A 23127-nucleotide genomic window follows, 5' to 3' on the forward strand; every position below is an offset into this window, starting at 1 on the left:
TCGCACCCTAGTGAGCCCCGCTACCTCCACACTGGCTGAGCATCCGGTTGATCGCCGCGTCGGCGCCCTGGAGACTAAACGTCATATACCAGGGGTCACGCTCTTCCTGGTCAAAGCCAAGAAACAGTTGCTCACCTTGGCGCATATCCGCTATCAGGGATTGCATATCGCTGAGGTAAAAGTGGGCATAAAAACCATCATCTCCCCGCTCAGTAATAAACTCCGCCATGGTATCAATCACAGGCTGCTCATCAATGCGCAGCCTGGCGGGGACTAAGTTGACCGCTCGGCTCTCCCCTTGCTGCTGCTCAAGGGTGACGCGCATCTCCAGCCAGGGTAAATCGCAAACGCCTGAGGTGGCATTCAGGCTTAGCGTCGCATCCGAGTAGCTGTGGGTTTCCACTGCGCGGTAGTGGCGCTCCCCCCCTAGTGACAGCGTCATTGACTGCCAATGGTCATGGATGACCAGATCGTCGGTATTAAACGTGGCCGCGTTCGCCATGGATGCTGCGACCATCATTGAGGCGGCCATTGCCATAGCGACTAACCAAGGCGAGTGGAAATGCAGAGCGCGAGTCGTCGTTATGATCTGAGCCATCTAACCAAAATCCTTAGGCGAATAGTCGAAAAAAACAGTCTATAGCGAGTTACTCAATGACAAAAGTGTAAGGCGCTGATTTTTCTATATATGGTAGGAGGTCTTAAAAAAAGTGCCTTATGTGGTTAAACGATGGGTCTATACTTCACTCCGATGCCACGTATAGTGGTTCTGATTTGAGCCCGATATTCACCCCGCTGTGAAGGAGTTGCGCGATATGAGCACCGCTGCTAAAGCTGTGAAGACCTCTAACGATGTTCCCATGCAGGCACCCTCGCGTGAGATTTGGGATGCCAAGTACCGTCTTAAGGATCGTCACAGCCAACCTGTCGACCAGGACGTCGGGGCTACATTTGAACGGGTTGCGCGTGCCCTGGCAGCGGTTGAAGGCGACAAAGCGGAAGAGTGGCTGCCCAAATTCCGCTGGGCGCTGGAAAATGGTGCCATTCCTGCCGGTCGTATTCTTTCCAACGCGGGGGCTGAGTCCTATAAGCCTGCGGTGAGCCTGATTAACTGCACCGTCTCCCGCACCATTCGCGACTCCATGCGCGATATTCTCGACTCGGTGGTTGATGCGGGGATGACGCTGAAATCCGGCGCAGGTATCGGCTACGACTTCTCGACGCTGCGCCACAAAGGCGCCTTTGTGTTTGGCGCTGGCGCAGGCACCAACGGCCCGCTGGCGTTTATGGATATCTACGACAAGATGTGTTTCACCGTGGCCTCGGCCGGTGGCCGCCGTGGCGCCCAGATGGGCACCTTTGATGTGGGCCACCCGGATGTGCGCGAATTTATACAGGCTAAGCGCGAGGCGGGGCGCCTACGCCAGTTCAACCTTAGCCTGCTGATCACCGATGAGTTTATGGAAGCGGTCAAGAACAATACCGACTGGCCGCTGGCTTTTCCGCTGCACCCCGGTGAGAAAGAGGACGTTAAAGCGGAAGACCTGATCTACCGCGACTGGCCGGTGGTTGAAGAGGGCTATACGGTGGATGCCGAAGGCCGCGTCGCCTGTCGCATTGTCGAAGTGATCAAGGCGCGTGAGTTGTGGGACACCATTATGTCCTCCACCTACGACTACGCCGAACCGGGCTTTATCCTGATTGACCAGGTTAACCGCATGAACAATAACTGGTTCTGCGAAGATATTCGTGCCACCAACCCCTGCGGCGAACAACCCCTACCGCCGGAAGGCGCCTGCCTGCTGGGCTCGGTCAATCTGACCAAGTTCGTAATTGATCCTTTTGGCAACGAGCCGCGCTTCGACTGGGAGCGCTACCGCAAAGTGGTGGCGATTTTCACGCGTATGCTCGACAACGTGGTCGAGATTGCTGGCCTGCCGCTACCCCAGCAGCAACGTGAAATCGAAGCCAAGCGCCGCCACGGTATGGGCTTTTTAGGCTTAGGTTCAACGCTCACCATGCTCAAAATCCCTTACGGCTCCAAGCAGTCGCTGGTGTTCACCGATGAGGTGAGCCGCCATTTAGCCATTGAGGGCTGGAAGCAGGCGCTGGAACTGTCGTTAGAGAAAGGCATGGCGCCAGTGCTTGAGCAGGAGCACACCATTACTCCCAAAATGCTACGTGAGCGGCCACAGCTGGCCAAAGATGGCTACGAAGTGGGCGATCGAGTGCCGGGGCGTATCCTGCACGCTCGCTATAGTCAGTATATGGCCCAAGTGGCCGAGCTGGAGCCGGAGCTGGTGGCCCAGTTGGCCGAGCACGGTGCGCGCTTTACTCACCATAGCTCGATTGCACCCACCGGTACTATTAGCCTCTCCATGGGTAATAATGCTTCCAACGGTATCGAACCCTCGTTCTCACACCGTTATTTCCGCAACATTATTCAGTCGGGCAAGAAGACCAAAGAGCAGGTCGAAGTGGTCTCCTTTGAGTTGGCTGCTTATCGTCACTTTATTGCATCTGACGCAGTGGACAGTGACCTGCCGGACTACTTTGTCACCGCCGATGCCATCTCCCCTGAACAGCATGTCGCCGTGCAGGCTGCCGCCCAGCACTGGGTTGATTCGGCGATCTCGAAAACGGTTAACGTGCCTACTGAGTTCCCCTTTGAACAGTTCCAGGATCTCTACTTGCAGGCCTATGAAAGTCGCTTGAAGGGCTGCACGACCTTCCGCTTTAACCCGGAAGCCTTCCAGGGCGTTCTGGTGCGTGAAGATGATCTTAAAAACACCACCTATGTATTTGAGCTGGAAAATGGTGAAACCCTGGAGCTGGCTGGGGATGAGAAGGTGGTTTACGACGGCGAAGAGCATAACGCTGCCAATCTGTTCGATGGTTTGAAAGAAGGCACCTACGGCAAATGGTGATGCCGCGCATAGCGCCACCTATTCACTAACGCACACCTTTGCTAAACGGAGAGATATCCCCATGGCTGTTGAAATTACCTCCAAAATTGTCGGTTACCGAATTAAGCAGCAGGAGCCCGCCGTACCGGTTCCTGAGCTTCAGGACGAGAACCCGCTGACGGTACGAATCCCCTCCCGCCCAGAAGGCACCCTGGAGGCCGTATCCGAGAAGATCTCGTATGTAGGGGCGGAAGGGCGCAAGAAAGTTTATCTGCTGGTGTCGTTTATGCCGGTGGAGGGCGTGATTGGCGGTAAGCGTGTGGTGATTGAGCGTCCGGTGGAGTTCTTTTTCCCATCCGGGCAACTCTCCAGCGAGCACCAGTGGATCACCGCCACCATGCGAAGTCTGTCACTGGCGGCCCGTGGTGGTTACGTCACCCAGGCGGTGGCAGACCTGCGCAAAGTAGCCTGGGACAAAGGTCTGGTGCGCTGCGGTATGAACCGCTGGAGCAAGCCAATGTTCCACGACTCGGAAGTCGCGGCCATTGCCTGGTCGATTCAGCAGATTCTCTACCGTCGCGGCTTTCTGGATCGGGAGGGCAACCAGGTGCCGGTTGAACAGCTGGTTGAGCGCTATGCTCATCGTATGACCCATGGTCATGCTTGGCAGCCAGAAGAGGAGGCTACCGATGCTCCCGTTGAGGCGGCGGCGGCGGAGCCTATCGGTGAGAAGGCACAAACGGGGAAAAAGTCTGAAGGCAGTGCCCCGGCCACCGTGGGTAACTGCCCCGAGTGCCGCGGCGAGCTCATCATGATGGACGGTTGCCCCACCTGCTACGCCGGCTGCGGCTGGTCGAAGTGTGGCTAGTCATCGTTTATGCCAACTTCACCGCGTGCCTTGTCAGCACGCGGCTTTTTGCTCACTGTCGCCTAATAGGGGGCGAACGTTATCGGTGAGATAGCAGTCGTCAAACTGCCCTTCGGCACTTAGCGCTGATAAGTCAGGAATCGTTAAGTGGTGGCGGTCACGAAACACCAATCCATCCTCGCTGAGTGCGGTAAAGGTGCGGCTAACGTGAACCGGGCTAAGCCCCAGTACATCGGCCAACTGCTCCTGAGAGAGCGGCAAGCGGAACTGGTTACTAATATCCGGGTTGGTTTGTCGCAGCCTTAAATACATTTCATACAGAAAATGCGCCATTTTTTGCCGAGCGCTGCGCCTGGCCAAGGTGACCAGCCGTTCGGTCATTAATGCCTGTTGGCGGCTGCCAATCGCAAACATGACCGAGGTGAGCGGGAGTGATTGGCGGAATATTTCCAGCATACGTTTGTGCGGGAAGTGGCAAATCACGCCGTCATCAATCATGCGCACGTTCTCAAGCCGTTGCGAAAAGGCAAACTCGCGCAGGCCGATAATATCTCCTGGCAGAAACACCTCCAGAATCTGACGATCACCGTTTTCCAGATGGCGGTAGGAGTAGGCCCAGCCACTTTTTAGCGTGCAGAATTCATTAGCTGGCGCACCCATTTCCCATAGAATGGTGCCCGACTTAATATCGGTTGGGCTGTCCTCTAGTGTTATGAGCAGTTTTTTCTCATCTTCGCTTAGCGAACAGTAGTGACTAAAGTGCTTAATAATGCAGCTGTTTTCCTGACCCACGACAATTCCTCCAGCAGAAGGTTGCATAATACTGCTAACGATTCTCTGCTCGCCACTATAAACAATGTGGCCATCTACTGCGTTGCCCAATGTTACTAAATAGCTATGCTAGTTAGTCTGAGGGTGGGCAGGTTAGCGCTTCGTCGCGCGATTACCTCGCGCCAGCAGTGGCGCCAAGAAGCGGCCAGTATGCGAGACGTCCTGTTTGGCGATCTGCTCCGGCGTGCCCTCGGCGATGATCTGTCCGCCACCTGACCCCCCTTCGGGGCCAAGATCGACAATCCAGTCGGCGGTTTTGATCACATCCAAATTGTGTTCGATGACCACAATGGTGTTGCCATGATCACGCAGACGATGGAGTACCGTCAGCAGTTGGCGAATATCTTCAAAGTGTAAACCGGTGGTCGGCTCATCCAGAATATATAGCGTCTTACCGGTATCTCGCTTGGCCAGCTCACGGGCGAGTTTAACCCGCTGTGCTTCACCGCCGGAAAGGGTCGTTGCGCTCTGCCCCAAGCGGATATATGAGAGCCCCACATCCAGCAAGGTTTGCAGACGACGGGCAATGGCCGGTACCGGGCTGAAAAATTCCAGCGCGTCTTCAACGGTCATGGCCAGCACTTCGTGAATGGTTTTCCCCTTGTAGTGGATATCCAGGGTTTCACGATTATAGCGCTTGCCTTTACACACGTCGCAGGGCACATAGATATCCGGTAGAAAGTGCATCTCTACCTTGATCATTCCTTCGCCCTGGCACGCTTCACAGCGCCCCCCCTTAACGTTAAAGCTAAAACGGCCGGGCTTATAGCCCCGGGATCGCGCTTCCTGGGTGCCCGCAAACAGCTCGCGAATCGGGGTGAATATACCCGTGTAGGTGGCCGGGTTGGAGCGCGGCGTGCGGCCAATCGGACTCTGATCAATATCGATCACTTTATCGAGCTGGTCGAGCCCTTCGATCTTCTCATAAGGCGCGGCGGTCAGGGTGGTCGCGCGGTTCAATTCGCGAGCCGCAATCGGCATCAAGGTGCCGTTGATCAAGGTCGATTTACCCGAGCCGGAAACCCCGGTGATGGCGATAAACAGCCCCAGGGGCAGGCTCAGCGTGACGTTCTGTAGGTTGTTGCCGGTGGCACCTCGCACGATCAACTGCTTTTCCGGGTTGCCGGGAATGCGGTAGGGCGGTACGGCGATTTCCCGGGTACCGGATAAATATTGCCCGGTCAGCGAGTTGGGATTGTCCATCACGTCTTGCGGAGTGCCCTGGGCGACAATTTCGCCGCCGTGGACGCCTGCGCCTGGGCCGATATCCAGCACATGATCAGCGGCGCGAATGGCGTCCTCATCGTGCTCTACCACAATCACGGTATTGCCTAAATCCCGCAGTCGCTCAAGGGTTTTCAGCAGCCGGTCGTTGTCGCGCTGGTGCAAGCCAATGGAGGGCTCATCGAGAATATACATGACCCCGACCAGGCCTGCGCCAATCTGGCTGGCTAAACGAATACGCTGGGCTTCACCGCCGGAAAGGGTGTCGGCGCTGCGCTCCAGATTGAGGTAGTCCAGCCCCACGTTAACCAAAAACTCCAATCGAGCATGGATCTCATGGACGATTTTGTCGGCGATCTCGCCTTTGCGGCCCGGCAGGCTTAGATCGGCAAAGTAGCGCCACGCTTCACCAATCGGGAAACGCACAATTTCGGCGATATTATGATCGTCCACATAGACATGGCGCGACTCTTTACGCAGCCGCGAGCCACTACAGGTCGCGCAGGGCTGTACGGCGATGTATTTGACCAGGTCATCGCGCACCATGTTGGATTCAGTTTCACGATAGCGGCGCTGCATATTGGGCAGCACGCCTTCGAAAGCGTGTTCGCGGGTGACTTTACGGCCCCGGTCACCCACATAGACAAACGGAATCTGCTCATTGCCACTGCCGTTTAGGATCACCTCCCGGTCACGGTGGGCGAGCTCCTGCCAGGGCGTTTCCAGCTCAAAGTCGTAGTGCTTGGCAAGCGCCTGGAGCTGGGTGAAGTAGTAAATATTGCGCCGATCCCAGCCTTTGATGACGCCTTCCGCCAGCGATAGCTCCGGGTGGCTGATGAGCTTATCGGGGTCGAAATACTGCTGTACGCCCAAGCCATCGCAGGTGGGACAGGCGCCTGCCGGGTTGTTGAACGAAAACATGCGCGGTTCGAGTTCCGCCAGCGAGTAGCCGCACACCGGGCAGGCAAAGCGTGACGAGAAAGCAATATCGTCGCGTTCACCGTCCATAAAGTGAATCATGGCGGTGCCGTCGGCGAGGTTCAGCGCAGTTTCAAAGGACTCCGCCAGGCGTTGGGCGAGATCATCACGCACCTTGAAACGGTCGACCACCACGCTGATATCGTGCTTTTTGCGCTTATCCAGCGGGGCGATGTCGTCCAGCTCCAGCACCTGGCCGTCGACCAGGGCGCGTACGAAGCCCTGGGCACGCAGCTCGGCCAGTAGCTGTAAATGTTCGCCTTTGCGACCTTTGACCACCGGCGCCAGCAGCATCAGCTTGGTGCCTTCGGCAAGGTTCATGACCTGGTCGACCATCTGCGAGATGGTTTGTGCTTCCAGGTCTTCGCCATGCTCTGGGCAGCGGGGTGTCCCGGCACGGGCAAACAGCAGGCGCAGGTAGTCATAAATTTCGGTGATGGTGCCCACGGTTGAGCGTGGGTTGTGGGAGGTAGACTTCTGCTCAATAGAGATCGCAGGTGATAGCCCTTCGATGTGATCCACATCGGGCTTTTCCATCATCGACAGAAACTGGCGCGCGTAGGTGGAGAGCGATTCCACATAGCGGCGTTGCCCCTCGGCATAAAGGGTGTCGAACGCTAACGACGATTTGCCCGAGCCGGAGAGGCCGGTAATCACAATCAGCTTGTTACGGGGCAGTTCCACATCGATCTGCTTGAGGTTGTGGGTGCGGGCACCCCTGACCAGAATGCTGTCCATCAACACCTCGAATCGCGCGGCAAAAGCGTGATTATACGTTTGTCTGCACCCTCCCGGCAAAACAGCTTTCATAACCCAAGATAACCTGCGGCAACTCGCGACGTTTCCAGCGCCAGCCCAAACCGCTAGAATAGGGGACTGTCTAAATCCAAGCTGACTCACCCCATGCTTAACCACCATAGAAAAGGGCATTATGCGCAAGGTTTCCGCACTATTGCTGGCCTCTGAACGTCGTGCGATCAGTGGTTTGGCCGGGCTTTATGCATCGCGCATGCTGGGTCTATTTATGGTGCTGCCGGTATTGGCGCTTTATGCCGATACGATTAAGGGCTCGACCCCGCTATTGGTGGGCGTGGCGCTGGGCATTTATGGCTTAACCCAGGCAACGCTGCAAATCCCGTTTGGCTTACTCTCTGACCGTATTGGTCGTAAGCGAGTAATTGCCATGGGGTTGGTGATATTTGCACTTGGCAGCGTGGTCGCCGCGCTATCCGATACCATTTTTGGCGTTATTGCCGGGCGAGCACTGCAGGGTGGGGGGGCTGTGGCCGCGGCGATTATGGCCCTGCTGGCAGATCAAACCCGCGAGGAGATTCGTACGGCCGCCATGGCCACGATAGGGCTCTCAATCGGCGTGTCGTTTGCCATTGCCATGGTGCTTGGCCCCTGGCTGGCCGCTTGGGCGGGGCTTGCGGGAGTCTTCTGGTTTACCGCGTTGCTGACGCTGGTGGGGCTGCTGGTGCTATGGCGTTGGGTGCCTGCTGCACCTCGGCGGCGACGCCACCGCGATGTGGGCATGGATCGCCAGCAGTTTAAAAGCGTGATCACCCGTCCCGATTTATGGCGGCTGGATATGTCGATTTTTGCCCTGCACTTAGTGCTGATGGCGATATTTGTCGCGGTTCCTTTTCGCTTGCTAAACACCGGTGTGGCAATGGAGTATCACGGACTGGCATATCTTGGCATTATGGCGCTATCGTTTGTAGCCATGGTGCCGCTGATCGTCGTCGCTGAAAAGCAGCAGCGCATGCGTTTGATGTGCCTGGTGGCGATCGGCGCTATTGTGATTAGTTTGGCCGGGCTAGGGCTGCCACTCTCGCCAAGCTACTGGCTGTTTGTATGGCTGTTTGTGTTCTTCACCGGCTTTAACTTGCTGGAAGCGACGCTACCTTCCATGCTCAGCAAGTTGGCCCCGGCAGGGGCCAAAGGTACCGCCATGGGGGTCTACTCCACCAGCCAGTTTTTAGGCGCTTTTTTAGGCGGTACGCTAGGTGGTTTGCTGGCGCATTACGGTGGCCTTAACGCAGTCTTTATTGGCTGTGCCGGGCTTGCGCTATGCTGGTGGGTTGCCATGTGGCGGATGCCCTCTCCGCCACCGCTCTCCAGCGAAGTGGTGGCGCTGCACGAGACTCAGGCAGATGCGCTCGACCTGTTGATGGAACATTTAGCCGATGTGGTCGGCGTCGAAGACGTCATGGTGGTGCCAGAAGAGCGTTTGGTCTATTTAAAGGTGAATCGCCAGCAGCTCGATCAGGCGGCATTGAACAAGCTTATGGCACCGCCTAAATCTTAATCCAGCCGTCACCGATGAGTGTGCAACGGCGGCTGGCAATAAACGCTATATGACAGCTATTAAAGGAGTGCCTTATGGCTCGCGGCATTAACAAGGTCATTTTAATTGGTAACCTCGGGCAGGATCCAGAGGTGCGCTTCACCCCCAGCGGCACCGCCGTGGCCAACCTGAACCTGGCGACTACCGATACCTGGATGGATCGTCAGAGCGGTCAGCGCCAAGAGCGTACCGAGTGGCACCGGGTGGTGATGTTCAATAAAACCGCCGAAATTGCCCAGCAGTACCTGAAAAAAGGCTCCAAGGTCTATATTGAAGGGCGTTTGCAAACCCGTAAGTGGCAAGACCAGAACGGCCAGGATCGCTACTCGACGGAAATCGTCGCCAACGACATGCAGATGCTCGATGGTCGCAGCGGTGACTTCCAGGGCGGCGGCGCTCCGCAGAATAACTATTCTCAGAACGCTCCTCAGAACGTCCCCCAGAATGCACCGGCTCAAAATAGTCCTGCCGCTCATCACCAAGGCGGCTATCCCCCGCAGGGTGGCGCACCCCAAGGCGGGAATAATTACCCCGGCGGGCAGAGTCCGCAACCGCCTCGTCCCGCTCAGCCAGCGCCGCAGCAGGGCAATCAACCGCCCCCGCCTAACCAGCAAAACAGCAGCTACGGCGCCCCGGATCCGGGTAATTTTGACGACTTCGACGATGAGATTCCGTTCTGAGCGTGCTAGTCGTCGCGCAGCGTGGAAGTGAGCGTGATAAGGGAGAGGGGTCTTGAAGCTGCTAATACTGGATGCCGGACACTGCTTAAGCTTGGCACTGGCCCGGGAAGCAAGCCGTCGCGCTGATACAGAGTTAGTCATAGAGCAAGGGACGACCATCACCGCGTCGCGCCTTGAGGCGATAGCTCCTGACGCCGTGATTATTCCACCGTTGGCCCACCCACTAAACATGGCGCCAGCGGATGTGACGGCCCATGCCGATGCGGTAGATAGCTGCTTGGATGCCTGCCAATCACAAGATGTGGCGTTGATATGGTGTGTCTCTGACCAACTTTACGAAGACGGTTTGGAAGTACCCATTGATGAGCATGTGGTACCTGCGCCGCGGGATGATAGCTTACGGCGTCTGGTTCAGACTGGTGATCGCATCCGCGCGGAGTTTCAGCGACATTTAATTGTGCGCTTGGGCCCGCTGTTTGCGTTGGAAGGCAGTCATGCGTGGCTTAATGACATTATTGGTAACTTGGTGGTCGGTAAGGCGGTACGCGCCGCGGAGGATGTGATATTTTGCCCGACCTCTGCGGATGCCGTCGCCATGGCGCTAATTGGCATGCTGCAGCAGCAGGTCAGCGGGGCCAACGCCTGGGGGGCTTACCATCTTGCTGGCACCGAACCGGTTAGTGCCTTTACCTTTACCTCCATGGTGCGTACCCAACTGTTAACACACCTGGAGGGGCGCGGCGAGCAGATTACTCTCGGCGAGGTGCAGCCGCTTAAACACCACCATGATGCTAAGCTGCGGCGCGTCTTAAACTGTCGCCGTGTGCTGGATGTGTTTGGCGTTCATCAGAAATCGTGGCGATTAGAGGCTGGACGTATGTTAGATGCGTGGTGTTTAACCCGTGAGAGTACTCGTCTCAGCGATACAGGAGCGTCGGCTTGATAAATGTGGTTCGCAGCTTGATTTTTTACGCTGGCTACTTTTTGGCCATGCTGATGATCGGCGTCCTGTTTCTACCCATTGCTCCGTTTCTGCCGCTGTCTGGTCGCTACCGATTACTCAATTTGTATAACTACTTTTTAATGGTGTGGTTTCGTATCGCCTGCGGGGTGCGTTACGACATCCAAGGGCGGGAAAACCTGCCTAGCGGCCCCTGTGTAATCCAAGCTAACCACCAGTGTGAGTGGGAAACCGTATTTCTGCAGGTAATGAAGCCACCGGTGTGCACTGTTCTGAAACGTGAATTGCTGCGCTTACCGATCTTTGGCTGGGGATTGCGCTTGCTACGCCCGATCAGTCTGGATCGCTCTAAGCCAGCACGGGCGATGAAGCAAGTACTTACTCAGGGTGTCGAGCGTTTGGGGGCGGGGCTATCGGTACTGATTTTTCCTGAAGGGACACGGGTAGATCCAGGCATCCGCAAGCGCTATAACAAAAGTGGCAGCGTCGTGGCGTGTCGGGCAGGGGTGCCGGTCTTGCCGGTGGCGCATAATGCTGGCGAACGCTGGCCAGGACGCTACTGGGTTAAGCAACCAGGCGTTCTGCGTGTGCGCATTGGTAAGCCGATTGAGACAGAGGGGCGTATGCCCGATGAAGTACTCGCAGATGTTGAGGCGTGGATTGAAGCCCAGCTACAAGAAATTTCAGAGGTGCCTCGGCCTACCTCTCGCTAGCCGCGTGATGTTGACTTCTTGCAATACGAAAATGGCGCCCTTGGGCGCCATTTTCATTGCAACAGCTTTAATTGTTAAAGCGCTGGAACACGAGACACGCATTGGTGCCGCCGAAGCCGAAGCTATTAGACAACGCTCGCTCTATCGTCACGTCATCACGACGCTCAGTGACAATATCGAAGCCGTCAGCCTGCTCATCCAAATCGGTGATATTCGCTGAAGCCGCAACAAAGCCGTGTTGCATCATTAGCAGCGAATAGATCGCTTCCTGCACCCCGGTAGCCCCCAGTGAGTGGCCGGTGAGGGATTTGGTCGAGCTCATGGCGGGCGTTGTATTGCCAAACACTTCGCGTATTGCTTTGAGCTCGGCAACATCGCCTACGGGCGTCGAGGTGCCATGCGTATTGATATAGTCAATGGCGCCATCGACGGTTGCCATTGCCTGACGCATGCAGCGCATAGCCCCTTCGCCTGAAGGAGCCACCATGTCATGGCCGTCAGAGGTGGCGCCGTAACCCACCAGTTCGCCGTAGATCTTGGCGCCGCGGGCCTTAGCATGCTCCAGCTCTTCCAGTACCAGCATGCCGCCACCGCCAGCGATAACAAAGCCGTCGCGGGCTTGGTCGTAAGGGCGTGAGGCCTTTTCGGGGGTGTCGTTATAGTGGGTAGAGAGCGCGCCCATGGCATCAAACAGGCAAGAGAGCGTCCAGTGCTCCTCTTCACCGCCACCGGCAAACACCACATCCTGCTTGTTAAGCTGAATTTGCTCCATCGCACTGCCAATACAGTGTGCAGAGGTGGCACAGGCAGAAGAGATAGAGTAGTTGATGCCTTTGATTTTAAACGGCGTCGCCAAGCACGCTGAAACGGTGCTGCCCATGGTGCGAGTAACGCGGTAAGGGCCAACGCGGCGTAGGCCTTTTTCACGCAGTACGTCGGCGGCTTCAACCTGATTTGCGCTTGAAGCACCGCCAGAGCCCGCAATAAGGCCAGTACGCTCGTTGGACACCTGTTCATCGCTCAGCCCAGCATCTTCGATGGCTTGGGCCATAGAGACATAGGCGTAGGCGGCCGCATCACCCATAAAGCGGCGCAGTTTGCGGTCAATGAGTGCGTCAAGATCGATATCGACGCTGCCCGCCACATGGCTACGGAAGCCGCGTTCAGCATACTCTTCCTTAAAACGAATACCGCTACGCCCCGCTTTGAGCGCATCGAGAACCTGTCGTTGGTCGTTGCCGAGGCACGATACGATGCCAAGGCCGGTGACTACCACTCGTCGCATGGAAGCCTCCTGATTAGAAATTCGCAGTGGAGGTAAATAGGCCAACGCGCAGATCATTAGCCTGATAAATGTCGCGTCCGTCAACGGATACTGTGCCGTCGGCGATACCCAAGATAAGGCGTCGGGTAATAATACGCTTAATATTAATGCTATAGGTCACTTTTTGTGCATCCGGCAGAATCTGTCCGCTGAATTTCACCTCGCCGCAACCCAGTGCTCGTCCGCGGCCAGGGTGGCCTAACCAGCCTAAATAGAACCCAACGAGTTGCCACATAGCGTCTAACCCTAAACAGCCAGGCATGACGGGGTCGCCAGGGAAGTGGCAATCAAAGAACCACAAGTCAGGCGTGATATCCAGCTCGGCGATCAGTTCGCCCTTGCCGTGCTCACCACCTTCTTCGTGGATGTGCTTGATGCGATCAAGCATCAGCATGTTAGGCGCCGGAAGCTGTGCATTGCCGGGGCCGAATAGCTCGCCGCGGGAGCAGGCCAGCAGTTCTTCGCGATCAAAGGAGTGTTGCTTGGTCACTGAATCGTTCCGAATATCAAATTGGTTGTGAGGCTAGTCTACTTCCCGAAACCGCTGAATGCACGTAACCGGCTATTTATCGTCGATAACTAGAGTTTTTAGCGGATCGGCCGATAGCACTATAATGGGCGGCTTGGCTCTGTACACAGCCGATTACGCACAATAAATTTTCCAGTGCCGTAATATAGAGTATCCAAGTTTCTGATTAGGCGGCATGATCAGCATGGCACCTAACGCTAATTTTTATCTAGGTTAATTTGTATAGGGTATAGCGAATCGCCATGTGGCTTCCAGTTTCTCTCAATCGTCCGTTAGTTTGGGTCGCACTGACGGCGCTTCCAGCTTGTGTCTGGATACCTGATGCGATGCTACGCATGGTGGCTGCCACGCTAGTTGCGCTAGGGCTTTGGGACGCCTGGAAACAAGTGCGTCAACAGCGGCTACGTTTGCGCCTGTCGCAAGATACGTTGAGGCTTGCCAGTGACGCCATGGTGATTACCGATGCGCAAAATCGCGTTATGGTGGTTAACCCAGCATTTACCGAAATTACCGGCTACAACAGCCAGGAAGTTCAGGGGCTGAAGCTGGAGACGCTGGCAGCCCCGCGCCACGACAAAGCCTTTTACCAATCGTTTTGGAACACGCTGAAAAGTACCGGCCGCTGGGAAGGGGAAATGTGGAGTCGCCGCAAACACGGCGATGAGTACCCCGAGTGGCTGAAAGTCCGTGCCGTGAACGATAAACGTGGCAACATTACCCATTTTATTAATCTGTTTACCGATATTTCGGCTCAAAAAGCCCGTGAGCGCGATCTGCGTCGTCTCGGCTATGAAGACCCTCTCACTGGATTGCCCAATCGTCGGCGCCTGCATGATCTGCTTGCCTCGAGGCTGCGCCATTTACGCGCTGGTGAGAGCCTGGATATGGCGCTGGTGGATATCGATGGCTTGAAGTCGGTGAACGATAGCCTGGGCGTTGAGCAGGGCGACCGCCTGTTAGCCCGCTTTGCCCAGCGGTTAACCAGTTATGTGGCCGGGAGCGTGGTAGGGCGCCTGGGCGGGGATGAGTTTATGGTCATCCGCACCACCACCTTTGATGATCATGACCAGTGGGTGGCATCCCTGCGTGAGCATATGAGCCGACCATTTGAAATTAACGACCACTCGCTGCGCTTAGGGTTGACGATTGGCAGTTGCCGCGTGCCCGAAGATGGTAACGACTCAGGCGTGCTGTTCCAGCGCTTGGAGTCGGCGCTTTACAGCGCCAAACGGCTGGGACGTAACTTAAGCCAGCGCTTTCGCCCGGCGCTGGATAAGCAGGATAACCCTCAATTGGCGCTGCTCAGTGACCTGCGCGCCGCGCTTATTTCCGGTGACCAGTTGGAACTGCATTATCAAACCCAGCATGAGCCTGGCAGCGGCGAGCTGGTCGGCATGGAAGCGCTGCTGCGTTGGCGCCACCCTAGGGATGGAATGATTTCCCCAGGCGATTTTATTCCGTTAGCCGAGCGGCATGGGCTTATGAGCCAACTGGGCGCCTGGGTGATCGAAAAAGCTTGTGCCCAGCAGGCGCACTGGCGTAATAGCGCTATGCCTAAGCTGATGATTTGGGTCAATATTTCGGCACTGCAGCTGTTTCAAGGCGATCTGGAGAGCCAACTGACCACTTGCCTAAAGCGCTACCAGTTGAAGCCTTCGCAAATTGGTTTAGAGCTGACGGAGTCGGTGCTGCTTGACGAGCGTGCGGGAGATATGGGGCCACGGCTGCAGGCGCTGCGTGAACAAGGCTTTGCGATTGCCATCGACGATTTTGGTACCGGCTATTCGTCCCTCGGCTACTTAAAACGCTTACCGGTGGATAAAATAAAACTCGACCGCGCGTTCATTAAAGAGCTGCCACACGATCAGGCGGACGCCTCCATCGTTAAGGCGGTATTGGCGATGGCGGAAGGCATGGGGCTAGGGGTAATTGCGGAAGGTGTGGAGACCAAAGAGCAGTGTCAGTTCTTGGTCAAGGCCGGGTGCACGTCCGTACAGGGGTTCTACTTTGCCCGGCCGCTTGCCGCTGCTGATTTGGAAAAACGCCTGGTGCCCGCGCCAGCCATTGTTCCCTCTGCTTCTTAGCAGAAAATCAGGCCTTATAAAAACGGCTAATTCCCACACAGAGCATGCCCCAAACGAGCGCCTGGACCGGGAGTAACCAGGCAGCAAGAGTCACCTCTGCCAGCAGCGCGCCACCGTAATAAGAGAGAGGCCCGCTAATGGCGCCACACAGAGCGGCGAGTAGCGGATAGCGCCATAGCCAGGCAAGCGAGTGATAGACCAGGGTGGCAAACAGCGGCCAAAGCATCCACAGCCAGAGCGGTAGTAGCCCCAATACCAACGTTTGATCGTTAAAATCGAAGCCTCCCAGCAGCTGCAAGCCACCGTCAATGGCCAGTCCCAGTAGCGCAAATCCAGCGATAAAACGCCACTCGCCGGGCTGTGCGCAGCGCCACAGGTGCCAAGCTAGCAGGCTGCTGCCAGCCACCGCAGCAATCCACGAACCGCCTAAGACACACAATAGCCACCCGGCTTCGAAACGTAGGGCATTTAACACCAGTGCCTGCCACTTGGGTGATGCCATTTAGAGTGCGCCGGTAAGCGGAGTGGGTTTTGCCGCGGGCTTGGCCAGCAGTAGGTGGCAGGTGCCAATGGAGCGCTCGATAAAGCCGCCCTCGCAGTAGCACAGGTAGTAGCGCCACATGCGGATAAAGCGCTCGTCGTAGCCCAGCGTTCGTACCTGCTCTAGGCTGGCTTCAAAGCGGTGGCGCCACTCGCGCAGCGTGCGCGCGTAATGGGGGCCAATTTCATCCAGCGCGACAATGTTCAACGATGTTTTACGCATAACGCTGGTTAACATGGCGTGGTGCGAGGGCAGAAAACCGCCAGGAAAAATGTAGCGTTTGATAAAATCCATATCGCGTTTCGCTTCTTCGAAGCGTTGATCGCGGATAGTGATGGCTTGCAGCATGGCCTGCCCATCCTCGGTCAGCAGGCTATCCAGTTTATTGAGGTAGGTGTCGAGATATTGATGCCCCACCGCCTCAATCATCTCAACTGAAATGAGTCGGTCATACTGGCCGGTCAATTCACGATAATCCTGCTTAAGCAGGGTGATTCTATCTTCTAACCCCTCTTCTTTAATACGCTGAGCGGTATGGGCGTGCTGCTCATCGGAAATCGTGGTGGTGGTGACGCGGCAGCCACGGGTTTTGGCAGCATGAATCGCCAGTCCTCCCCAACCGGTACCAATCTCTAGCAGGTGATGCTCGGGCTGCACATCGAGCTTTTCCAGCATCAAGTCGAGCTTATAGGTAGAGGCCTCTTCCAAGCTGGCTTCGGGATAGGGAAACACGGCGCTTGAGTACATCCAGTGGTGACGATCTAAAAACGTCGAAAACAGATCGTTGCCAATATCGTAGTGGGCGGCAATATTGCGTTTCGAGCCAGTTAGGCTGTTGCGCTGAAAGCGGTAGGCTGCACCCAGTAGCCAGCGAGCAAAACGTGCACTGCCGTTCTCCATTTTAGTGTTCACCTGCTCTAGGTTAGCGGCGAACAGACGCACCAGGGCGACCAGATCGTCAGCATCCCAATCGCCATCCATGTACGATTCGGCAGCCCCCACGGTGCCGCCAAAGGCGAGACGCTTCCAAGCCCGGGAGTGGCGTATCACCACGGTCACTTGCAGCGGCCCTTGCTGTCCTAAATGATGGCACTGATTGCCCTCAATTAGGGTGATACGTCCGCCGCGAAAGGTGTCCAGTTGGGCCATCAGGCGTGGTTTTAACCACTTGGTTAAGCGGCCTTCGGTAACCGGCTGAAGGTTAGGTGGCGTGGAACGCAGGGTCGTCACTTTGAAGTCTCCTTGCGCTTGGGGTGGTTATAAACGGGAACGCGCTTAAGCCACAAGCGAAGCGCTTCAAGATGAATACCCGCAATGGTTTTTAGACTCATCCATGGCTGGCGGGCCAAGGTTTTTAGCAATGCACCACGGGTAGCGGGAGAGGCATCCAGGGTTAACGTGGCATCAAAATGGCACTGCTGGTGCTGCCAGTTCTCCATATGCAGAAAGAGCTTTTCGCCGGGGGCATTGAACTTCCAGCGGTAGGTCATCTCCATGGGGTTAAACGGCGATACGTGGAGGTCTTTAGCAAAATGTGCCTGGTGGCTATGGCGTAAGGGATCCACCGCGCTGGCGTAGCGAGTGCGCTCGCGCCAGGGCATATTGGTGACTTCACTCAATACCGCTGTTAGGCGCCCAAGATGGTCGTAGGCGTAGTAAACGGAAATAGGGTTAAACATGCAGCCCAGTGTGCGTAGCTGGGTAAGCACGCAGATACGGCCATTGGGTGCACTGCCCAATTGTCGAATAAGCTCTTCCCGCACGGCGGTCTTCAACGGGCGGTCAACCGGGCCCAGATAGTCCTCGCGACGAAAACGTGCCAGTGCAGGGCGGCGGGCGCTAAAGCCGGGCACCTTATCAAACAGTTCTGGTAACTCATCCAGATCCAGCCACGCCATCCACAGCTGGTAACTGAAGGTGTGGGATTTGGGCGTAAAACGCCGGTGGCGTAGGGTGCCACGATAAATACGCGAGCGTGGCTGAGTTGTAATTCCAGCGGTTATCTCACTCATCATGCTCGTCATTACCCCAGCCCCTCAACGCCCTGGGGCGTTAGCAGTTCATGGGCAGGCAACGCCGATGGCTGGCTGGGCGGCGGGGCCGCCTCATCACAGCCCAATGCCTGCGCCACCCGCAGCGCGCTCCATACGCCATCTTCATGGAAACCGTTACGCCAATAGGCACCGCAAAAGTGGGTGCGATAAGCCGTTGAGGATATTTCTGCGTGTCGCCCCTGGGCCGCCTGGCCTGCCAAAGTGAATTGGGGGTGCGCGTAGGTATAGCGGCCAAGCACCTTGTTTGGATCAATACTGGCGCTGTCGTTCAGGGTCACGCAAAACGTCGTGTCGCTCTCTATCCGCTGGAGGATGTTCATGTCGTAAGTGACCGAGACCCGTGCTTCGCTATCGCGCTGATCCAGGCGGTAGTTCCAACTCGCCCAGGCGCGCTGACGGCGCGGTAGCAGGGAGGTATCGGTATGTAGCACCACCTCGTTATCCTGGTACGGCATGGCGCCGAGGATCGTTTGCTCGTCGCCGCTGGCGTCTCCCAGCATGGCGAGCGCTTGGTCGGCGTGACAGGCAAGCACCACTTGGTCAAATCGCTGGGCGCCGGAGGGCGTGGTGATAACAACGCCCGCGCTATCGCGGGTAATCCGAGTGACTGGCGAATTGAGGTGAATGCGCGACGCATAGGGCGCCGTTAGGCTGGGAATATAGCTTTTCGAGCCACCCACCAGGGTGTACCACTGGGGGCGGTGGTTGACCGATAGCAGGCCGTGATTGCGAAAAAAGCGCACAAAAAACGCCAGCGGGAAGGCGCGTAAATCGCTAATGCTGGCCGACCAGATGGCGGCCCCCATAGGCAGCAGGTAACGCTGCTGAAAATCGCGGTTGTAGTGGTTGCGATCCAGGTACTCTCCCAGAGTCATATGCTCGGGAAGCTGTTGGCTCTCCAGCGCTTTAGTGGCCTGCTTGTTAAAGCGCAAAATGTCGCCCAGTAGACGATAAAAAGAGGGATTAAAGAAATTGCGTCGTTGGGCAAACAGCGAGCCCAAGGTGTGCCCATTGTACTCAAAGTCCCGCGCTGTCTCGTGTACCGAGAAACTCATTTCGGTGGCTTGTGAGGCGACGCCCAGAGTGGCCATCAGGCGTTGAAAGTGCGGATAGGTCCAGTCGTTAAAGACAATAAAGCCGGTATCGATAGCATAGGGTTGTCCTGCAACGTTCACGTCCATGGTGGCGGTGTGTCCCCCCAGACGTGAATCCGCCTCAAACAGCGTGACCTCATGCTGGGCGGAGAGGTACCAGCCTGCTGCCATACCGCTAATGCCGCTGCCAACAATGGCAATACGTTGCGATGCTCCAGGACTTTGTGATGCCATGGCGCTCATGACGCCTCCTTTTGGCTGCGGGTCATGCGCAGGCCAATCTGACGGCGCATAGCAGGGGGCAAAATGCCCAACAATTTGACCAGATAGGTAAAACGGCGTGGGAAGTGGATATCCAGCCGGCCCTTCACCAGCCCTGCGATAATGGCATCGGCTGCTTGCTCTGCCGTCACCTGCATTGGCATGGGAAAGTCGTTGCGCTCGGTGAGCGGTGTCTTAACAAAGCCGGGATGAATCAGGCTTACGTCTATCCCTTCCTGATTAAGGTCTAAGCGCAGTGACTCCAAAAAGTAACTGACCGCGGCTTTAGACGCCCCATAGGCTTCCGCGCGGGGTAGCGGTAAATAAGCCGAAGCGCTGGAGGTGGCGGCTAACCGAGCCGGAAGGCCCTCTTTGCGCGCCGCACGCAGCAGCGGCAGTGCGGCTTCAACGCCGTACAGGGTGCCGAATAGATTGGGCCTAAACACCCGCTCGACTAAATCCATGTCGAACCGCTGAGCGTTCAGGTACTCGCAGGTGCCAGCGTTAAAGAGCGCCAAATTTAACGCGCCGAGCTGCTCGCGGATGGCGTTACCCGCTTGGAGCACTGCTTGGCGGTCGCTGATGTCCAGCGGCAGAGGGTGGGCATTGGGGTGGCTCTGGCACAGGGTTTCGAGTGCTTCAGCATTGCGTGCGCTAAGCACCACCTGATGGCCGTGGGCGATGAGCTTACGCGCCAGGGCCTCGCCAATGCCCGAGGTGGCACCGGTTAACCAGATACGTTGGGGCGTTTTCCAGGTGCTCATCAAACCTCTCCTCATCCTAAGCCAAGCGTTTTTTTAACCAGCGAATGACGCTGCCCATCAGTGGTAACTGTTCGTAGAGCATGGCGCCCGCATCGAAGTAATCGCGATGGCGCTGAACCCGCCCGTCTTCAGCAAACGTCAACGCACTACAGCCCTCAACCTCGACCGGTTTACCACCTGCCAAGCGCGGATGGATAAACGTCATGGTCCAGGTAACGAACGCTTGCTGACCCTGTAACTGCCGAACGTGGTAACGGAATTGGCACTGCTCAACATTTTCATACATGGTTGAAAAATAGCGCTCTAACGCTTCGCGGCCTGCGATCTTATGCAACGGGTCGCTAAAAACAATATCTTCAGTATATACCTCGTATAGTTTTTCTGTACAGGTATTGTCTAGTTTATTAAAAAAGGCGCAGAACGCCTCTAACGCCGCAGGCTCAGCCATCACGGTCTCCTCTAGCAGTTGTTAACAACAGGTTTATTTAGAGAGCGACTTAAACGCCTCTAAGGCGCGCTGACGTGCCGCTTTGTGGTCGACAATAGGCGCTGGGTAGTCGACATCGGTGAGCAGGTCTTGCTGCGGCGCGTGGCGCGCTTTGGCGGGTAATTTGGCCAGCTCAGGCAGCCAGTGAGCAATAAACTCGCCTTCAGCGTCAAAGCGGGTGGATTGGGTGGTGGGATTAAAAATGCGGAAGTAAGGGGCGGCATCGGTGCCCGTTGAGGCTGCCCACTGCCAGCCGCCGTTGTTGGCGCAGAATTCACCGTCAACCAAGTGGCGCATAAAAAAGGCTTCTCCGAGCCGCCAGTCAATCAGCAGGTGCTTACTTAAAAACATTGCCGTGATCATGCGCAGCCGGTTGTGCATCCAGCCGGTCGTCACTAACTGGCGCATGGCAGCATCCACGATAGGGTAGCCCGTTCGCCCCTCGCACCAAGCTTGAAAGCCTTCCTCATCGTCGCGCCAGGCTAACTGCTTGGTGTGTTCCTGAAAGGGTTGGTAGCGGCACACCTGGGGAAAGCCCACCGCTACGTGCTGATAAAACTCCCGCCACACCAGTTCGTTGACCCAGGTGGTAAGGCCGATATCGCCGTCGGCCAGGTGACCGCCATTTTCGCTCATCACCGCTTGCAGACATTGGCGATGGGAGATCATGCCTAGCGCCAGGTAGGGCGAGAGTTCACTGGTGCCGCGTACCTTGGGTAGGTCGCGCTGGGCGTTATAGTGACGGCCACGAAAGCGTAAAAAGCGCGCCAGGTTATCTGCTGCGGCGTTCTCACCGGCAGGCCATAGCCGCCCATCGACAGGGGAGCTTTCAAGTTCGGGCAGGGCAGGCAGTGGATCGTTTTTAATATCCAGCGTTGCTTGTACCTGTGGCGTCGCGCGCAGCGCCAACTGGTCGGCGCTGACTTGCTTGTGCCACGCCTTGGAGAACGGCGTAAATACCCCGTAGTAGTCGCCTTTGCCGGTTAGCAGGCTACCGGGGGCAAAGGCTACGCCATCATGGTAGCCGTGAGCGGCAATCCCGGCTTGTTTGAAGGCGTCTTGCACAGCCTGGTCGCGGTGGCGCTCATTGAGCGCGTATTCATAATTGAAGTGCAACTGCTCAACGCTATATTCGCGAGCGATCTCAAGCAGTGTCTCGGGCGCCTGGTCATAGCGTTCAATATCACGATGCAGCAGCGGGATATTCAAACCGTTGAGGGCTGTTTGGACGGCGGCAACACCCCGCGCCCAAAAATCCAGCTTATTGGCGCCATGCCCGTGATCCTGCCACTGGGGAATGCTGCGCAAAAATACCGCTATCACAGGCCCTTTTGCGGCGGCGGCAGCGAGGGCGCTGTTGTCGTCAATACGCAGATCGCTGCGCAGCCAAACCAACTGACGTTTCATAGGCTTCCTCTCCTAGGGGCTCCTGCGGCACAAAAAAATGGCCGGTCACCGGAGGGCGAACGGCCAGGATAAAAGCGCGCTGGTTAGAGTACGCCAGACTCGCGCAATAGCGGGCGCAAGCGGGCAATCGCCTGGGGCAGGTCATCGCCCAGCATGTGAACCGGCCCATCGCGCAAATCGTTTTCACGCAGACGGGCCACTTCGCCGCATACGCCGATAGGTACGTTCAGCGCTTCAGCCGCTTTAGGCAGCGCCTGATTTATGTAGCTATCGCTCTCCCGCTGGCCACTAGAGAGCAGCACCATGGACGAATGCAGCCGCGCCACTGCCTGGGGGAGATCCTCCAGCGGCAGTGAGTGGTCAAGCATCTGCACCCGGTAGCCCTGTTCGCTGGCCATTAGCGCCGACATTAGCACCCACAGCGGGCCGGGGTCGTCGGGCATGGCGTTGAGCAGAATCAGCGGCCCACGGGTGGCCTGATTGGCATAGTGCAAGCGTATGCCTACTTGGCTGCGCAAAAACGCTTCCAAGGTGCGGCGAACTAACTGATCCGCTTGGACGGCCCACTTGGCCTCTAAGGTCAAGATGACCGGTTGCCAGAGTTCATTAATGGTCACGCTTAACGGATAGAGCGCCAAGCTCTGATGGTAAAACGCTTCCAGCTTGGCAAGATCCAACGCTTCGATGATCGCTTGCAGCTGCTGGCGCTGGCTTGCCCAGTCACCGGCATCCGGCGTCGGCGTCTCAATTGTCTCTGGCTGGTCAAGCAAGTCGGCGACTTGACTGACCGGCACACCACGATTGAGCCACTGCAGAATGCGTTCGATGCGGGTGATGTCGTCCTGGGCGTAAAGGCGATGGCCTTTCGGCGTGCGCTGAGGTCGAATGAGTCCGTAGCGTCGCTCCCAGGCGCGTAGCGTGACCGAATTCACCCCTGTTAAGCGAGAAACCTCGCGTATTGGATAGAGTGGCGTATCGGGTGGGTGGGTCGCCTTAAGACTCATGGGCGCCAGTACCTCTTCGTTATCTGCAGCAAGGTGCTGCAGGGGTATGTCATTGCTCGCCGCGGCG

At 56.7% G+C, this 23127-nt stretch carries 20 protein-coding genes; 7 read left to right on the forward strand and 13 right to left on the reverse strand.

Annotated features, from left to right (window positions below):
• Positions 1 to 7: 7 nt before the first annotated feature.
• On the reverse strand, positions 8 to 598 hold the full coding sequence (locus ACFIOZ_RS00690; RefSeq protein ID WP_386081572.1) for a hypothetical protein: 591 nt from the start codon (positions 596 to 598) through the stop codon (positions 8 to 10).
• A 217-nt stretch (positions 599 to 815) separates the two neighbouring features.
• Here ACFIOZ_RS00690 and ACFIOZ_RS00695 point away from each other — a divergent pair, with 217 nt between their 5' ends.
• Positions 816 to 2927: an adenosylcobalamin-dependent ribonucleoside-diphosphate reductase gene (locus ACFIOZ_RS00695; protein WP_386081574.1), complete on the forward strand. Its 2112-nt coding sequence runs from the start codon at positions 816 to 818 to the stop codon at positions 2925 to 2927.
• Between the two features lie 61 nt (positions 2928 to 2988).
• Entirely contained in the window at positions 2989 to 3774 is a 786-nt protein-coding gene (locus ACFIOZ_RS00700) for a ribonucleoside-diphosphate reductase (protein ID WP_386081576.1), read from the forward strand.
• Positions 3775 to 3807: 33 nt separating this feature from the next.
• On the opposite strand, the gene ACFIOZ_RS00705 is transcribed toward ACFIOZ_RS00700, so the two are convergent.
• Entirely contained in the window at positions 3808 to 4566 is a 759-nt protein-coding gene (locus ACFIOZ_RS00705) for a Crp/Fnr family transcriptional regulator (RefSeq protein ID WP_386081578.1), read from the reverse strand.
• Between the two features lie 132 nt (positions 4567 to 4698).
• On the reverse strand, positions 4699 to 7545 hold the full coding sequence (gene uvrA / locus ACFIOZ_RS00710; protein WP_386081581.1) for an excinuclease ABC subunit UvrA: 2847 nt from the start codon (positions 7543 to 7545) through the stop codon (positions 4699 to 4701).
• Positions 7546 to 7738: 193 nt separating this feature from the next.
• Between uvrA and ACFIOZ_RS00715 the strand changes: the two genes are divergently transcribed.
• The 4 genes from ACFIOZ_RS00715 (at position 7739) to ACFIOZ_RS00730 (ending at position 11511) form a co-directional block, all read left to right on the forward strand.
• Positions 7739 to 9118: an MFS transporter gene (locus ACFIOZ_RS00715; RefSeq protein ID WP_386081583.1), complete on the forward strand. Its 1380-nt coding sequence runs from the start codon at positions 7739 to 7741 to the stop codon at positions 9116 to 9118.
• Positions 9119 to 9192: 74 nt separating this feature from the next.
• Positions 9193 to 9837 carry a single-stranded DNA-binding protein gene (gene ssb / locus ACFIOZ_RS00720; RefSeq protein ID WP_386081586.1) on the forward strand — a complete coding sequence of 215 codons (645 nt, stop codon included), beginning with the start codon at positions 9193 to 9195 and terminating at the stop codon, positions 9835 to 9837.
• Positions 9838 to 9889: 52 nt separating this feature from the next.
• Positions 9890 to 10780: a sugar nucleotide-binding protein gene (locus ACFIOZ_RS00725; protein WP_386081588.1), complete on the forward strand. Its 891-nt coding sequence runs from the start codon at positions 9890 to 9892 to the stop codon at positions 10778 to 10780.
• Positions 10777 to 11511: a lysophospholipid acyltransferase family protein gene (locus ACFIOZ_RS00730; RefSeq protein ID WP_386081590.1), complete on the forward strand. Its 735-nt coding sequence runs from the start codon at positions 10777 to 10779 to the stop codon at positions 11509 to 11511. Before ACFIOZ_RS00725 ends, ACFIOZ_RS00730 begins: the two co-directional genes overlap by 4 nt.
• 67 nt (positions 11512 to 11578) lie before the next feature.
• On the opposite strand, the gene fabB is transcribed toward ACFIOZ_RS00730, so the two are convergent.
• Together fabB and fabA are read right to left on the reverse strand one after the other, a co-directional pair.
• Positions 11579 to 12796, reverse strand: a complete 1218-nt coding sequence (fabB, locus tag ACFIOZ_RS00735; RefSeq protein WP_386081591.1) for a beta-ketoacyl-ACP synthase I — start codon at positions 12794 to 12796, stop codon at positions 11579 to 11581.
• Between the two features lie 13 nt (positions 12797 to 12809).
• A complete protein-coding gene (gene fabA, locus ACFIOZ_RS00740) occupies positions 12810 to 13325 on the reverse strand; it encodes a 3-hydroxyacyl-[acyl-carrier-protein] dehydratase FabA (RefSeq protein WP_226250564.1) in 516 nt (171 codons plus the stop codon).
• Positions 13326 to 13606: 281 nt separating this feature from the next.
• On the opposite strand from fabA, the gene ACFIOZ_RS00745 reads away from it, so the two are divergent.
• A complete protein-coding gene (locus tag ACFIOZ_RS00745) occupies positions 13607 to 15448 on the forward strand; it encodes a putative bifunctional diguanylate cyclase/phosphodiesterase (protein WP_386081593.1) in 1842 nt (613 codons plus the stop codon).
• A 7-nt stretch (positions 15449 to 15455) separates the two neighbouring features.
• Here the strand turns inward: ACFIOZ_RS00745 and ACFIOZ_RS00750 are convergent, their stop codons facing one another.
• The 8 genes from ACFIOZ_RS00750 to ACFIOZ_RS00785 form a co-directional block, all read right to left on the reverse strand.
• The gene (locus tag ACFIOZ_RS00750) at positions 15456 to 15950 is read right to left on the reverse strand and encodes a DUF2878 domain-containing protein (protein ID WP_386081595.1); all 495 of its coding nucleotides are present in this window, start codon (positions 15948 to 15950) and stop codon (positions 15456 to 15458) included.
• Positions 15951 to 17219, reverse strand: coding sequence for a class I SAM-dependent methyltransferase (locus ACFIOZ_RS00755; protein WP_386081596.1), 1269 nt, complete (start codon positions 17217 to 17219; stop codon positions 15951 to 15953).
• Complete coding sequence (locus ACFIOZ_RS00760; protein ID WP_386081597.1) at positions 17216 to 18013, reverse strand: DUF1365 domain-containing protein; 798 nt, start codon at positions 18011 to 18013, stop codon at positions 17216 to 17218. Before ACFIOZ_RS00760 ends, ACFIOZ_RS00755 begins: the two co-directional genes overlap by 4 nt.
• Positions 18013 to 19380 (reverse strand): NAD(P)/FAD-dependent oxidoreductase, encoded by a 1368-nt coding sequence (locus tag ACFIOZ_RS00765; protein ID WP_386081598.1) that lies wholly within the window; start codon positions 19378 to 19380, stop codon positions 18013 to 18015. The genes ACFIOZ_RS00760 and ACFIOZ_RS00765 overlap by 1 nt, the downstream gene beginning before the upstream one ends.
• Positions 19377 to 20162 carry an SDR family NAD(P)-dependent oxidoreductase gene (locus ACFIOZ_RS00770; protein ID WP_386081599.1) on the reverse strand — a complete coding sequence of 262 codons (786 nt, stop codon included), beginning with the start codon at positions 20160 to 20162 and terminating at the stop codon, positions 19377 to 19379. Before ACFIOZ_RS00770 ends, ACFIOZ_RS00765 begins: the two co-directional genes overlap by 4 nt.
• A 16-nt stretch (positions 20163 to 20178) precedes the next feature.
• Positions 20179 to 20610, reverse strand: coding sequence for a nuclear transport factor 2 family protein (locus ACFIOZ_RS00775; protein WP_386081600.1), 432 nt, complete (start codon positions 20608 to 20610; stop codon positions 20179 to 20181).
• 33 nt (positions 20611 to 20643) lie between these two features.
• Positions 20644 to 22056, reverse strand: a complete 1413-nt coding sequence (gene phrB / locus ACFIOZ_RS00780) for a deoxyribodipyrimidine photo-lyase (RefSeq protein WP_386081601.1) — start codon at positions 22054 to 22056, stop codon at positions 20644 to 20646.
• 83 nt (positions 22057 to 22139) lie between these two features.
• The gene (locus ACFIOZ_RS00785) at positions 22140 to 23060 is read right to left on the reverse strand and encodes a MerR family transcriptional regulator (RefSeq protein ID WP_386081603.1); all 921 of its coding nucleotides are present in this window, start codon (positions 23058 to 23060) and stop codon (positions 22140 to 22142) included.
• Positions 23061 to 23127: the final 67 nt, after the last annotated feature.

Source organism: Vreelandella sp. F11, assembly GCF_042466685.1.
GTDB lineage: Bacteria > Pseudomonadota > Gammaproteobacteria > Pseudomonadales > Halomonadaceae > Vreelandella.